Origin of the sequence: Paenibacillus selenitireducens (genome assembly GCF_002021565.1) — a bacterium.
Classification (GTDB): Bacteria; Bacillota; Bacilli; order Paenibacillales; family Paenibacillaceae; genus Paenibacillus_K; species Paenibacillus_K selenitireducens.
The window spans coordinates 630,156-644,836 of sequence record NZ_MSZX01000002.1; the positions used below are offsets into that span (position 1 = coordinate 630,156).

Consider the following 14,681-nt stretch of genomic DNA (forward strand, 5'->3'; position numbering starts at 1 on the left):
GTGGAACGGATGGAAATTACGAGACTGGCAAAGAAAAACCATTATGAAGAAATAACGGAACAACTGCAGCGGTTAATTTTGGACGGAAGTTTGAAGGTAGGAGATAAGCTGCCCTCCACGAAGGAATTATCGGAACGGTTCGGCGTAGGACGTTCGACCACGCGGGAGGCGCTGAGTGCGCTGAAAGCGATGGGTTTGATCGAGATTCGCCAAGGCGGAGGATGCACCGTCATCTCGTCATCTCCCTTGGAAGTGGAGCTTCCTGAACTTCGTACTTTGCGTTTGAACCGAAGTACGGTGCTTGAGTTGATTGAAGCGCGCCAAACGCTTGAGGTATCTAATGCGGCGTTGGCTGCGGAGAAAGGTTCCGATGAGGATATTCATGCGCTGAACGATATTGTGAAACGGATGGAACAGAGCATTGGCGATGATCAAGTCGGCGAACAGACGGATGTGCAATTCCATCGCGCTTTAGCCCAAGCGACGCATAATTCCATTCTTGTCCGCATGTTCGATTCAATATCGGAACAGATGGAACTCGCCATCCAAGAGACGCGACGCGTGGAAATCTATGCGAATCGGGCGGTGGCTGAACAGCTGTATCGCGAGCATTTAGCGATTTTTCACGCCGTGCAGGAGAGACGGCCTGAGGATGCCGCGCTAGCGATGAAGTCCCATTTACAGCATGTCGAAGGGATATTAATGAAATATCTATAACCATCCTTACAAGCGAAACCGTTGGAGAAGCAGCTCCAACGGTTTTCTTTATTTTTACATAAAAAAGTAAAGAAAACGAAAGTGGATGTCAATGAATTGAAATTGTTTCCATTCGGTTCGGAGATTACAATCTTAGTTGTAGACAAGGGTTGTCAATTATTCTGTAGCTGGTGACGAAGGAGGAGCAATCATGGATCAAGCCCATCAACCCATTCGAAAACCAAAGTGGGTGGTTGCTGGCGTAGTTCTGCTTGTACTTACGATCTTCACGTCTGCCGTATGGGCGAAAGAGAAGGGGCATGCCAAAGATGAGGAAGACTTCATCGCAAAAATCAACGACGTTCCCATTAGCCTCCCCGAGTTTGAACGGGCGGTTCAATGGAATAAGTCGAGTGTCCTTCATTATTTTCAAGAAAAGTATCATGCCGCGCAGACGCCCGAATTCTGGACTACATCGTTTCAAGGAGAAATTCCTGTAGAGATGTTGAAGAAGAAAGCATTTGACGACAGCTTACGCATTAAGGTCAGACAACTGATTGCCAAAGAGCAAGGCGTTGTCCAAGACATCAGCTATGATGGATTTTTGCAGCAATTACAGCAAGAGAATGTACGAAGGAAGCAAGCCATCCAGAATCATGAGGTCGTATATGGACCTGAACAATATCAAGAAGAAGCTTATTTTGAATACCGGATGACGAATGAAACGATTGCCGTAAAACAAAAGATGAGCGCATCCAAGGTCGATGAGGCCGCTGTGAAGCAGTTCTATGATTTGCATAAAGACGAGCGGTACGTGACATCAGGTTACGTGAAGGTTCAGCGCATGTCGATTCCTTTTTTAGATGCGAAACAACAGGTAGATCCGTCCAAGAAGGAACAAGCCTTGATTGAGTTAGAGAAAGTACGAAAAGATCTGGCTGCGGGAGCTTCTTTTGCAGATCTTGCGCAAGCTTACATGGCAACGGACCAAGAGTTGGAGCTGACCTATTACCTCGGGAACGACCGGCAGAATGCAAGAAGCCCATTGGCTCAGGCAGCGGCGAAGCTCTCCATCCACGGAATTAGCAGCATCATTGAGGAACATGGAAGTCTTCATGTTATGAAGTGTATCGAGAAAGTGGAGCCGGGCTCCGCCTATGTACCTTTGGAGGAAATCCGAGAACAGGTACGCCAAGATATGGTCGATGATCAGTATGAATCCTATGTCAGCAGGCGGTTGTTAGAGGCGACAATCGTACGGAACGAATCCCAGTATCTATCCTATCCAATACCGCGCTAACCTCGATATGTTCCTTATTTTTGTAAGCGCTTCAATAGAACATCGTTGAAGCTTTTACATACATCAAAAAAGAGGAAGGAAGAAGACTTATGTTCAAAGGAACAGCCCAGAAAATCTTTAGTCTGGTTGTTGCGGTGGTGATGTTCTCAAGCATTGCAGCGGTGTCTCCGACAAAGGTGATGGCAGAAGCGGGGAATACGTACTACGTGGATAACGTCAGTGGCGATGACAATCATGATGGGACAGATCAAAGCGCAGCATGGAAAACGTTAGCCAAAGTAAATGCAACAACCTTTGCACCTGGCGACAAAATTTTGTTCAAAGCAGGTGGTTCTTGGCAAGGACAGCTTTGGCCTAAGGGATCGGGTACAGACGGCAGCCCCATCGTCATCGATAAGTATGGAACGGGGAATAAGCCGCTCATTGCCGGCGTGACGTCAGAACTGTCCACAGTATTCCTGAAAAATCAGGAATATTGGGAGATCAATAATCTAGAGGTTACCAACCCATCTTCCGAACCTTTTACAAGAGATTGGAAAGGGGCACGGGGGGAACGGCGCGGCGTCTACATTCTAAATGAAGAGAGCGGAATATTGAACCATATTTATATCAAGAATCTGAACGTTCATGATGTGGATGGGGTTTATACGACGCGCTCTGGTGGAATCATCTTCGATTCGGTAGGCTCCATCGTACCGAGTGCGTTCCACGATATCCTCATTGACGGCAATACATTAACCGATGTGGATGCATACGGAATCTATATCAGTTCCAATTGCATCATACGTTATGGCATGGGCGATCTATGGGAATGGGTTCCGAAGCCTTATGGCCCGTGGACGCCATCCACAGGCGTGAAAATTTCCAATAATACGATCGTTAGAGCCGCAACGGGCGGGATTGCTTGGAACGTGACAGACGGTGCCGTGGTTGAGCGGAATACGGTGCAAGAGGCGACCTATCTCGCGACGAATGCATCCATCTGGTGGGCGTATGCCGACAACAACGTCGTGCAATTCAATGAGTCGTTTGCGAGTCGGAATGGCTCGGAAGACGGCACAGGTTTTGATGTGGATGCGGGAAATCTCGGGTCACTCGTGCAATACAACTACAGTCATGACAATGCAGGCGGCTTTATGCTCTATGTGAATGATACCTACAATACGATCAATACCATCGTCAGATATAACATTAGCCAGAACGACAAAGGCCGTATTTTCCGTTATAGCGGCTCGATTGATACGGTCATGAACTACAATAACACGATTTATGTAGGAGCAGCTTCCGGCAATCCTGTCATGAGTGATTATTTCACCAAAGCTTCGGGCAGCCCCAAAAATATTAAAAACTACAATAATATCTACTACAGTGTCGGGGACCGCGGATGGACGTTGACGGGTCAGACCTTCGATCATAATGCATACTTTGGCGGGAAAACCCTAGTTAGTTCGGACGCGCACAAAATCACAGCCAATCCGAAATTGTTGAATCCAGGCAGCGGCGGAGTTGGCATGAATACAGTAGTCGGCTACCAATTGCAGAGTGACTCTCCGCTCATTGGTGTAGGGGTTCCGATTGCAGACAATGGCGGACGCGACTACTTCGGCAATTCGTTGTATAACGGGGATCCTGATATTGGCGCATTCGAATATCAAGGTACCGTGCCGCCAGCCACGAATAAACCGCCAATCGTATTCACACCGGCACCGATTACGCCATTACCGAAACCGCCAGGACCTGCGGTGGGCAATCTGGCGCCGTTAGCGACAGCAAGTGCTTCTATAGCTACCTTATCGGGCAGTTCGATTAAAGGGCTGAATGATGGCTTGTATGATAAAGCATGGTCCAGTGTGGATAAAGGAGTGACGTTCCCGAATTACATTACGCTTGATTTCGGTGCGAGAACCGTGACCGTGAACAATATGAAGGTCGTAACACGGTTCGGAACGGGTCAAGGGGTAACGAGTCTGGATATCGAAGCTTATGATGGTACATCATGGATTCCGGTGAAGACAGGCGTGCAATGGGTTTGGCAATCGAACGACCAGACGAATGAGACCAAAAGCGTAGATTTTACGGCAACGTCTGCAAGCAAATTCCGATTAAAGATGAATGGAGCGAACCTGAAATGGGGCAATTTCGCAATCAATGAATTGGAACTCTATAATCTCAAGCCATAATAGATAAGAATAGAGGTGGAAAGAGACGGATGAGAAATCATCGGTCTCCTTTTTTCGGAAACGTAGGTTACATGTTTTTTCGTGCGATCTTCAAGGGGATGGTTCTTTTTATTATTCCTGATTATACTTAATGTTGAATCTTGTCAGAAAATGGAGGTATCGCATGAAACTGCAGGCTACGGGGAAGGCCAAATGGTTCGTCTATCAGAAAATTGTCATCGTATTTATTGCATTCCTTGTCCCGCTCATTTCGATGAACATTTGGGTGAATTACAAGGGAATGTCCTTTATGAAGAACGCCATCTTGGATTCATCGCTGGCGGGTGCGTCATTCTATTCGAAGCAGCTCGACAAAGAGATGTATTTCATCCGCAACCTACAATTGCAATTTTTGGGTGATAAAGATTTGCAGAAGCTTAGCTTTCAAGGCGGCAGGTTAGAGCGTTATGACGAGGTTGAACTCATCGACCAGGTTCGCGACCGGTTAAGCACACTCCTATCGTCTAGTGATTATGTGGTCAATGGCGGGGTCTATGTCGAGGCGATCGGCAAAACCATCAGCAGCGAGACAGGGGTCACAAATACGTCGAATGATGAATATAAGCGCATAGATTCGCTGCTGAAGACAAAACCGAAGCCGTCTTTTTATCGAGATGGAGATCGCATCTTTTTCATAGAAACCGAAAATAATGCAGGCATCTGGTCGTACATTGAAATTTCCCGACCCAAGCTCTTAGAGGCTCTTCATGAAATAGCTACCTTATATCAGGAATCCGAAGTTTTGTTAGGGAACCGCGAGATGGGGAAGGTATTATCCACGACAGAAGAAGACCAGGTATCGACGGCCGTTCTTAATCTGATAGATGAACAGAACGCTCATGATCCGGACTTGCCGGAAATGAAAAAGGTGAACGGCACAAGCTACTTTATCATACATAACAATGTCAGTGCGTTGAATGTATCGTTAGTCATGTATGTCAATCAGAATGAAATTACACGTCCCTTAAGCCAGTTCAGCACATGGTTCTATTGCTTGTTCATTATCGCGATCGCAGTCATGCTGCTCTATTCTTACTCGGTAAATATCATGATTCATCGACCGCTCTCCAAACTAGTGAAAGCGTTTCATATGATCGAGACGGATAACCTAAATCTCGTTATCGAGTCCCGAAGCAGGGACGAGTTCCATTATTTATTTCATAGCTTTAATCGCATGGCCTTTCGGCTCAAACGCTCCATTGAGGAGAACTACGAACAGAAAATTGCCCTGCAGCACTCGCAGCTGAAGCAGCTTCAATCGCAAATCAATCCGCATTTTCTGTATAACAGCTTCTTTAATATTTATATGATGTGCAAAGTAGGCGATGCCGACAGCGCAGCGGAGCTATCCCAGAAGCTGGGTAGCTACTACCAATATATTACGAGGAGCGGTTCCGATGAAGTGCCATTCTATAAAGAATATCGGCATGCACTCGACTATTGCGAGATTCAGTGTATTCGATTCTCGAACCGGATCCATTATGAATACGACGAGATTTCGGACGCGACGAATGTGATTGCTGTCCCAAGATTAATCATTCAACCGATCGTCGAGAATGTGTTCGAGCATGCTTTTGAAGATGGTACGATGCATGGCGTGATTTATATTGGCGCGGATTGTCAGGAAGGAAGAGTACGAATTGCGGTAGAGGATAATGGGAATCTATTGACGGATGAAGATATCGTGCGATTACAAGAGAAGCTGGCGATGCATTCCAGCCAAGTCGAGAACACCGGTCTCATCAATGTAAATAACCGATTACAACTAAAATATGGAGCGGGGAGCGGCTTATTCGTCTCGCGCAGCTCGTATGGCGGATTAAAGGTAGAACTGATCATAATCTATCAACATGAGGGGGCATAACTATGTACCGACTATTAATCGTGGACGATGAGCCTGTCATCGTGAATGGACTCGTACAGCTATTTCAGGAGAATCGTGAGTTTGAACTCGATATATGTAAAGCTTATTCCGCCGGCGAGGCGCTCGAAATCGCGAAGAAAACCAAGCTGGATATTTTAGTAAGCGATATTCGCATGCCGCAGAAGAACGGGCTTCAACTCGTGGATGACATCATTTATTATTGGCCGTTATGTCGGATCATCTTTCTTACCGGATATAGTGAATTTGATTATGTATATGAGGCGATGCGCAAGCATGTCGACAATTATATCCTGAAAACCGAAGGGATTGAACCGATCTTTCAAGCTGTGAAGACGGCGATCGGCAAGCTCGAAGAAGAGAATGGACGCAGGCTGCAGCAGGAAAGGGCTCAAATGCATTTTCAAATCGCGGAGCCGTATCTGAAGAAGGAACTAATGGCTTCGATGCTAAGCGGGGAGTCGATAACCAATCTGTTGTCCCACGCCCATTACGCAGAGGTGGAGTTTCTGATTTCGCTCGCGCGACCTGCTTTCTTCTTGGTGGGTCATGTAGATCGGCTCGAGGGGTACTCGTCGCAAATCCTCGCATCGGTGCAGCGGATATTTAGCAATCATTTGCCGAGTTCCATCGTCAGCGAACAAGGGATTTATGACGATCGTGTGCTCGTGTGGCTGTTGCAACCGGATGAAGAATTGCTGCAGAAGCTTCAGGTGCATCAGGATGCGGAATATCCATGGCACGGCATGGTTGTGTATATGAAAGGGATTCTCGAGCTGGTACAGACCCAATGTGAAGAACTGCTCGGGGCTTGTGTTTCATTCGGTATCTCCGGGAACCTATTGAATACGTGGGACACGATTCATCTTCAGGTCGAAGCGGCACTTGCCGGTATTCAACGAAGAGCTTCGCTAGGCCATAACATGGTCATTGTTGATCTTGAGAAGTCAGGGAATCAAGAAGATACCCTCGTTCAGAACAACGTGATCGAACAGGAGGATTACAAGACGCTCGTCATCGAACAAATCCACCGGTTTGTAGCGAATAACTTGTCTGCCGAGGTATCCCTTACTTCGATTGCGGCTGAGGTGCACTTCAATCCATCGTACTTGTCTCGTTACTATAAGCAGATGACAGGCCGAAATTTACTAGAATATATTCAGTCGACGAAGCTGCAAGTCGCGATTCAATTGATGGGAGATAAAACCTTGAAATTGAATGAAATCGCCATGCGAGTAGGATTCGATTCGCACTCTTACTTTACGACGTTTTTTAAGAAAAAGATGGGTGTTTCCCCCCAGGAATACCGAAATTCGAAATAAGTAAAAAAAGTAAAAGCATTGTAAAAAAATCAAAATTGATAGCGCTTTATCTTCAACCTAGAATAAAAGTAAGCACCACAGATTGCTGATTGCACTGCACCAAACAAAGGGGGAAAGGGTCAAGATGAAGTCATTCAGAACATGGAAATTGATTTTGCTGGCTACGATGGTACTTTCGGTATTTACAGCCTGTGCGAGTCAAGAAAAAGAAACGGCTAGTACAACGAAACCAACCGCTACGGAAGAAAATAAGGATACTGCAGCAACACCGCCGGATCCATTAGGTAAATACCCGGAAACGGTTACCGTCTCTGAAGTGCTAGGTTATAATCCACCCGAAGATCCACGAACACCTAAAGGCATTACGCCCGACCAGAATGCTTATATGAAAGATCTCAAAGAAATGTTGAATATTGAAGTGAAATATAAGTGGACGGTACCTTCCAGCCAGTTCGAACAGAAATTCTCGCTTGCCATGGCATCCGGTGACTTGCCTGATATTTTGGAGCTGGATCAGAAGAATTTTGAGAAATTGAAACAGCAAGATATGCTGGCTGATTTGACAGAGGCTTATCAACAATATGCTTCACCCGCCCTGAAGAAGTATATGGAGTCGGACGGCGGATTCGCGATGAAGACATTCAGCTCGGACGGCAAACAACTGGGCATTCCGGCATTTGAAGATCCGTTCCTGTCCACACAGTTGCTATGGATTCGTAAAGATTGGCTCGATAACCTGAATTTGCAGCCGCCGAAGACGATGGATGAGCTGGAGAAAGTGGCAACCGCATTTGTTCAGCAAGACCCGGATAAAAACGGCAAAAACGATACGTATGGCATTGCCATGCAGAAGGAATTATTTTTCTGGGGATTTGATGTAAGAGGGTTCTTTAATGGATTCGGAGCATATCCGTCCATTGGTGACAAACAGTCGGCTTGGTTAAAAGACGGCGACAAATTGAAACCGGGCCTCATTCAACCGGAAGTGAAGACAGCGCTAGGGAAATTGCAATCCTGGTATCAGAACGGGATTATCGATAAAGAGTTCGCGTTGAAAGATGAGAATAAAGCCGTGGAAGATATTACGGCAGGTAAAGTAGGCATTTCCTACGGGGAATGGTGGTATCCGAACTGGCCGTTGAATCTGAATGTGGACAAAGATCCGAAGGCAGAATGGATCGCCATTCAAGTTCCAGGGTTGGACGGACCAGGCCAATCGCTTGTTCCGAAAATCCGCAGCGGTAAATTATTCGCCGTGAACAAAAAAGCGAAAAACCCGGAAGCAGCGATTAAAATGATCAATTTCTATATTGAAATGGGCAACAAGAAATACATGGATCAGAACAAAGCGGAAAAAGGCTATGTATATAACTGGTTTAACCCGCGGATCTACAACCCGGCCCAAATCGAGACGATCTATACGGAAGTGAATAAAGCGCTTGATGCGAAACAGACGGAAATTACGCTAGACGATGAGAATTATAAGAACGTAGCGGATGTCTTCAAGGCCGCGACGGATTATCTTGCAGGAAATACGAAAGATGCGACCAAAGGCGTGAACTGGGGTCAATATTACAGCCGTGCTGCCAAAGACGGAGGCTGGGGATTGACGAGACAGATTAAAGAGAGCAAAGCCTTCGTAAATAATGAATATTACGGTCTTCCGACGTCAACCCAAGTGGAAAAAGGCGGTCAACTAGATAAGCTGATGCAAGAGTCCTTTACGAAAATAATTATGGGTGCTCCGCTAGATGAGTTCGATAAGTTCGTAGCGAGCTGGAAATCTCTTGGCGGCGATCAAATCACACAAGAAGTGAATGCATGGTATAGCGAGCAAGCTGCCAAATAAATGAGGAGATCGTAAAGCGGGAGAGAGGAGTCGATTATGTCGGCAACCCCTCCCGTTTTAAAATTCGGTCATAGGTTAGGAGGATCATCGATGAGAACGCTGAAAAAAGAATATCTGCTTCATTTCATGTTGATACCTGGAGTTATTGTAACTTTGATTTATGCATACGGCCCGATGGCAGGTCTGATTATGGCGTTCCAGCAGTTTGAACCGTTATCCGGTTTCTTTAAATCGAAGTTCGTTGGGCTCGACAATTTCCGTTACGTATTTGAACTGCCCGATTTCAACCAAGTTCTTTGGAATACGATCATTATCGCCCTCTTCAAGATGGTGTTATTTTTACTCGTCCCGCTTATCCTTGCTTTGTTGTTGAATGAAGTGACGAAGAAATGGTTCTCCCGTTTTATCCAGTCGGCCATTTTCTTGCCTTTCTTTCTTTCATGGACCGTACTTGGCGGTGTCGTTATTGAATTATTCTCCTTGCATGGACCGGTTAACGCGATGTTAACCTTTATTGGCTTGAAGCCTATTATGTTTATGTTAGACAACCAGTGGTTTAGAGGCATTGTGATCGGATCAGATGTTTGGAAAGGAATGGGCTATAACATGATTGTTATGCTCGCTGCCATTACTGGCATCAACGCGACGCTGTATGAAGCGGCAGAAGTAGACGGGGCTGGAAGATGGAAGCAAATGATTCACATTACGCTCCCCGGCATGGCTCCGATCTTGATCCTGCTTGGTGTATTAAGTCTTGGAGGAATCCTGAATGCAGGCTTCGAGCAGATCTTAATCATGTATAACCCAACGGTGTATGCAGGGTCAGACATTATCGACACGTTCGTCTATCGTCTGGGGATGTTTAGCCAACAATTTGGACCTGCCGCCGCGATCGGACTTTTTAAATCGGTCATCTCGTTAGGGTTGGTATCTGCAACCTACTATGCGGCTTACAAATATAATAATTATCGAATATTCTAGGCTGGAGGTCGTACTGTGATACACAAACCAACAATCAGCAGAAAACTCTTTGTCGTGATCAATACCATCGTATTAACGGGCATCACCTTGCTTGGAATTATTCCGTTCATTCACTTATTATCGATCTCACTGAGCTCCAATACAGCGGCTATGGCTGGCGAAGTAAAACTGTGGCCCGTCGGATTTTCTTGGGATGCGTATGTGTACTTAGGCGAAAAGGTCGAGTTCTTCCGATCCTTATGGGTATCGATCGAACGTGTTGTGCTGGGAACAGCCGTGAATATGTTTCTCGTGTTCATTACGGCGTTTCCGCTATCTAAATCGAACGATCAATTTAAATATAGAACACCGTATGTGTGGTTTTTTGCGATTACGATGTTTTTCGGGGGCGGATTGATTCCAACCTATATCGTAGTCAAAAATACGGGTTTAATCGATTCGATTTGGTCCTTGATTTTGCCGGGTGCCTTAAATGTATGGAACATGGTCTTAATGTTGAACTTCTTCAGATCGATTCCGAAAGAATTGGATGAAGCAGCAAGAATTGACGGTGCGGGGCATTGGAGGGTCTTATGGCAAATCTATTTGCCGGTATCCCTGCCATCGATTGCAACCATCGGATTATTCACGATTGTAGGGCATTGGAACGCTTGGTTCGACGGGATTCTGTATATGAACTCGCCGGATAAATATCCTTTGCAGACGTATCTCTCTACCTTAATTATGTCGATTAATGCCCAGATGACATCGATCTCGATCGAACAGCTGAAGGCGATGGAAAATTTAAGCGAGAAAACCCTTCGGACAGCACAAATATTTATGGGCGCTTTGCCGATTATGGTGGTATATCCATTCTTGCAGAAGTATTTTGTCAAAGGGATGACCGTGGGCAGCGTTAAAGAATAGTTCCATACAACGTGAGAGGAGAAGGATGACAGATGAAAAAGGTTAGGGTTGCATTAATTGGAGCGGGATTACGAGGCGTGAATTATTTGGATTATGCGCTGCAGCACCCGCATGAACTCGAAGTTGTCGCTGTGGCGGAGCCTGTCGCGGAACGGCGGAATAGCTTCAAAGCGAAGCACGGGATCGCGGATGACATGTGCTTTGAGCATTGGGATGCCTTCTTTGCCGAACCGAAACTCGCAGACGCCGTGCTCATATGCACGCAAGATAAGCAGCATTTCGAACCGACGATGAAGGCGCTTGAAGCTGGGTATCATGTGTTGCTGGAGAAACCGATGTCTCCGGATGCGAGGGAATGTATGCTTATGGGGGAGAAAGCTTCGCAAATGAACCGTGTTTTCTCGATATGTCACGTGCTTCGGTATACGAACTTTTTCTCGACGATTCGCGAATTGCTGCAGCGGGGGACGATTGGCCAGCTCATGTCCATCCAACATAATGAGAACGTAGGGTATTGGCATCAAGCACATAGCTTTGTGAGAGGGAATTGGCGTCGAAAAGATGAATCTAGTCCGATGATTCTAGCCAAGTCCTGTCATGATCTTGATATTCTGCTCTGGCTGGCTGATGCGGAATGCGTGCGTGTGTCTTCCTTCGGTTCGTTATCCCATTTTAAGGCGGATCAAGCCCCGGAAGGAGCTCCGCTGCGGTGTCTGGATGGATGCCCAGTGGCTGACGAATGTCTCTATTATGCGCCGAAGCAATACTTAACAAGTGATACGAATTGGCCCACCTCGGCGATCAGCGATGATCTGAGTTACGAGGCCCGCTATCGAGCGCTGCAGGAAGGGCCGTACGGCAGATGTGTCTATCATTGCGATAACGATGTCGTAGATCATCAAGTCGTGAATTTGGAATTCGCGAATTCTGTCACGGCTGCATTTACGATGAGTGCATTTACCCGTGACGTTAGCCGCACGCTCAAGCTGATGGGAACCAAGGGCGAAATTCGTGGTGCGATGGAGAAGAACGAAATCGAGATTATCCACTTTGGCAGCGGCAAGGTAGAGCGGATTTCATTTGAGGATATGGGCGGACATGTCGGTCATGGCGGCGGAGACATGGGCTTAGTCAAGGATTTCCTCCGGTTAGTTCGTGAGGACGGCAAGAGCCAGGGGCTGACCTCGGCTCATCATTCGGTACAAAGTCATCTGATGGCTTTTGCCGCGGAACAATCCAGGGTGGATGGGAACAGCATAACGCTGCAGGATTTCGCGCAGCAGCTCCGCATGCCTGTTGAGGCTTAATTCACTAACCTGGATTTGACAGAACGGGCATATTCCGTCGGCGTCATATTCATTTTTTTCTTAAACGCTTTGGAGAAATAATGAACGCTGCTGAACCCGAGTTGGGAGGCGATTTCGGTCATATTGGAATTCCCTTCACGGATCATAAGTTTAGCTTTATGCAGCTTTAACTTGAGAAAATATTCCATGACCGTCGACTCGGTTTGATGTTTGAATACGTCTTTAAGCTGTGTTTTGGAGATCAGAAAGGTATGGCTGAGTTCCTCCAGCGTTAGATGGTGACCGATATGGTCTTCCATATAAGCGATTACTTTGCTCACGATGTCTTCATGATTTTTTTCTCTGACAGCGGAGGACAAAGATTTGGCGGGAGGGACTTCGTTTTTACTCCGAATCAATTGCAGGAGAAATATCTCCAGATAACTTTGAATGAGCTGTTCGCTGCCAAGAAGCCCGTCCATTCGCCGGTGTAACGGATAATCGAAAGGAAACGCAAATACGTGTTTTGCTTCTTCGATGATTTTGGCGAGCAGATTTCGTTCTTCATCTTTTAATTGCATCACTTGATCTTCCAAATGGCACATCGCTTGCGAATGGCAGTCAAAGGTCATCACGATCAGATTTGGTGCTTTTCCGTTAAGCGCGTGAAAGCTGTGGTACTCATTTGGTTTATGAAAAATGATCGTTCCCTGTTGCAGCATATGTGTCGTATGATCGACGGTTACCTGCACTTCGCCTCGATCAACATATAAGAACTCCCAGAAGTTATGGCGTTCCCCGGTGAATACATAATCCTTGACGAATTCAAAGTAATGGATCGTGATGATGTTATCAATGTCGATCGTTTTGGTTAAAGGTGTACGTATAAAATCGTCGATCGGTGGCGTTTCCTGACCCACTTTGAAGCACTTCCTTCCCTGCACGGTGTACATTGTTCTCATAGTCAATTTTAATATACGGCTTTCCCTATGGAAAGTACCAAAAAAGTGGCTTTGTAGACAAAGAAACGTCTATGACTTGGTTTTATACTATAGTTGCCGATGGGCAGTAGGATGGAATCGAGGAGATGTTACAGATGAAGTTAGGCGTAATTGGTTATGGAGAACGAATTCAATATGTTATATCTGAAATTATGAGCCAGGATGAGCAGTGCCGCGTGACAGCCATCGTGGACGTTCGAGAGCAAGAGATTCGCGCGGAGCTTCAAGCGAAAGGGATGCAGGATGTGAGGATCTATGCCACAACCGAAGAGATGCTGGCCTCCGAAACATTGGACGGTATTCTCATTGGTACACGCTGCTCGAAGCATACGGAATTGGCACTCAAGGTGCTTCCTACGGGGCTTCCTCTTTTTCTTGAGAAACCTGTCTCTACGACAATAGAAGATTTATATCGGTTAAAACAAGGCTTTGAAGCTTCGAATTCACAGGTTGTGGTCTCGTTTCCGCTGCGCCACAGCGGGATCGTCACGCTCGTGAAAGAGATTATCGATTCCGGAAAAATAGGGACGGTTGAGCATGTCCAAGCGGTAAATAACGTTCCTTATGGCAACGTCTATTACATGAATTGGTACCGTGACGAACAGGAGACAGGCGGATTATTCCTTCAGAAAGCAACGCATGATTTTGATTATCTGAACCATGTGATCGCATTGCCGCCGAAGGATATTTGCGCGATGACTTCCAAGCAGATCTTCAAGGGAACGAAGCCGGCGGGCTTAAAATGTAAAGCGTGCGACGAGAATCGGACTTGTCTGGAAAGTACTGCTTTTGAACCTGAAGGTTCGACGCGTTGGGAATATTGCGCGTTTGCGGAAGACACGGGCAATGAAGATTCGGGCAGTGCGTTGGTTCGATATGCATCAGGAATGCATCTATCCTACTCGCAGAACTTCTTCGCACGCCGAGGAGCACAGGCCCGCGGTGCAAGATTCCTAGGATACAAGGGAACGGTTGACTTCGATTTTTATACAGGGATTGTCAAAGTGCACATGCATCATTCACCGCGTGTTGAGACGTATGATCTATCTGCAGGGCAAGGTCATTTTGGCGGAGATACCGAGCTAGCACGTAATTTTGTGGGGATCATGAGAGGCGAGGAAGTCTCGACAAGTCCATTGGATGCCGGATTGTTAAGCGCTCTCATGTGTCTGAAAGGAAGAGAATCCGCCGTAACGGATACGTTCCAATCCCTACGTTGGGAATAGCACGGCAGGAAGA

11 protein-coding genes are annotated in these 14,681 nt (G+C 46.4%); 10 read left to right on the plus strand and 1 reads right to left on the minus strand.

The window, feature by feature from the left end; translation table 11 throughout:
• The first annotated feature begins 9 nt into the window (after positions 1-9).
• The 9 genes from BVG16_RS07145 to BVG16_RS07185 all read left to right on the plus strand — a co-directional run bounded on the left by BVG16_RS07145 (position 10) and on the right by BVG16_RS07185 (position 12,462).
• Positions 10-717 carry a FadR/GntR family transcriptional regulator gene (locus BVG16_RS07145; protein WP_078497840.1) on the plus strand — a complete coding sequence of 236 codons (708 nt, stop codon included), beginning with the start codon at positions 10-12 and terminating at the stop codon, positions 715-717.
• 190 nt (positions 718-907) lie between these two features.
• Positions 908-1,996 carry a peptidylprolyl isomerase gene (locus BVG16_RS07150; protein WP_078497841.1) on the plus strand — a complete coding sequence of 363 codons (1,089 nt, stop codon included), beginning with the start codon at positions 908-910 and terminating at the stop codon, positions 1,994-1,996.
• Between the two features lie 89 nt (positions 1,997-2,085).
• A complete protein-coding gene (locus BVG16_RS07155; RefSeq protein WP_233146912.1) occupies positions 2,086-4,176 on the plus strand; it encodes a right-handed parallel beta-helix repeat-containing protein in 2,091 nt (696 codons plus the stop codon).
• Between the two features lie 163 nt (positions 4,177-4,339).
• The gene (locus tag BVG16_RS07160) at positions 4,340-6,079 is read left to right on the plus strand and encodes a sensor histidine kinase (protein WP_078497842.1); all 1,740 of its coding nucleotides are present in this window, start codon (positions 4,340-4,342) and stop codon (positions 6,077-6,079) included.
• A gap of 2 nt (positions 6,080-6,081) precedes the next feature.
• Positions 6,082-7,419, plus strand: coding sequence for a response regulator transcription factor (locus BVG16_RS07165; RefSeq protein ID WP_078497843.1), 1,338 nt, complete (start codon positions 6,082-6,084; stop codon positions 7,417-7,419).
• Between the two features lie 124 nt (positions 7,420-7,543).
• Positions 7,544-9,268, plus strand: coding sequence for an extracellular solute-binding protein (locus BVG16_RS07170; RefSeq protein WP_078497844.1), 1,725 nt, complete (start codon positions 7,544-7,546; stop codon positions 9,266-9,268).
• Positions 9,269-9,358: 90 nt separating this feature from the next.
• Entirely contained in the window at positions 9,359-10,249 is an 891-nt protein-coding gene (locus BVG16_RS07175; RefSeq protein ID WP_078497845.1) for an ABC transporter permease, read from the plus strand.
• Between the two features lie 18 nt (positions 10,250-10,267).
• Complete coding sequence (locus BVG16_RS07180; RefSeq protein ID WP_078497985.1) at positions 10,268-11,155, plus strand: carbohydrate ABC transporter permease; 888 nt, start codon at positions 10,268-10,270, stop codon at positions 11,153-11,155.
• Positions 11,156-11,187: 32 nt separating this feature from the next.
• Positions 11,188-12,462 carry a Gfo/Idh/MocA family protein gene (locus BVG16_RS07185; protein ID WP_078497846.1) on the plus strand — a complete coding sequence of 425 codons (1,275 nt, stop codon included), beginning with the start codon at positions 11,188-11,190 and terminating at the stop codon, positions 12,460-12,462.
• Here BVG16_RS07185 and BVG16_RS07190 read toward each other — a convergent pair.
• Positions 12,459-13,361, minus strand: coding sequence for an AraC family transcriptional regulator (locus BVG16_RS07190; protein WP_233146913.1), 903 nt, complete (start codon positions 13,359-13,361; stop codon positions 12,459-12,461). The two genes, BVG16_RS07185 and BVG16_RS07190, sit on opposite strands and share 4 nt — an antisense overlap.
• A gap of 176 nt (positions 13,362-13,537) precedes the next feature.
• Here BVG16_RS07190 and BVG16_RS07195 point away from each other — a divergent pair, with 176 nt between their 5' ends.
• A complete protein-coding gene (locus tag BVG16_RS07195) occupies positions 13,538-14,668 on the plus strand; it encodes a Gfo/Idh/MocA family protein (protein WP_078497848.1) in 1,131 nt (376 codons plus the stop codon).
• Positions 14,669-14,681: the final 13 nt, after the last annotated feature.

What these genes read in the sequence shown, in the direction of transcription:
- BVG16_RS07145 (WP_078497840.1), top strand. Translation starts at nt 10, where the DNA reads ATGGAAATTACGAGACTGGCAAAGAAAAACCATTATGAAGAAATAACG.
- BVG16_RS07150 (WP_078497841.1), top strand. Translation starts at nt 908, where the DNA reads ATGGATCAAGCCCATCAACCCATTCGAAAACCAAAGTGGGTGGTTGCT.
- BVG16_RS07155 (WP_233146912.1), top strand. Translation starts at nt 2,086, where the DNA reads ATGTTCAAAGGAACAGCCCAGAAAATCTTTAGTCTGGTTGTTGCGGTG.
- BVG16_RS07160 (WP_078497842.1), top strand. Translation starts at nt 4,340, where the DNA reads ATGAAACTGCAGGCTACGGGGAAGGCCAAATGGTTCGTCTATCAGAAA.
- BVG16_RS07165 (WP_078497843.1), top strand. Translation starts at nt 6,082, where the DNA reads ATGTACCGACTATTAATCGTGGACGATGAGCCTGTCATCGTGAATGGA.
- BVG16_RS07170 (WP_078497844.1), top strand. Translation starts at nt 7,544, where the DNA reads ATGAAGTCATTCAGAACATGGAAATTGATTTTGCTGGCTACGATGGTA.
- BVG16_RS07175 (WP_078497845.1), top strand. Translation starts at nt 9,359, where the DNA reads ATGAGAACGCTGAAAAAAGAATATCTGCTTCATTTCATGTTGATACCT.
- BVG16_RS07185 (WP_078497846.1), top strand. Translation starts at nt 11,188, where the DNA reads ATGAAAAAGGTTAGGGTTGCATTAATTGGAGCGGGATTACGAGGCGTG.
- BVG16_RS07195 (WP_078497848.1), top strand. Translation starts at nt 13,538, where the DNA reads ATGAAGTTAGGCGTAATTGGTTATGGAGAACGAATTCAATATGTTATA.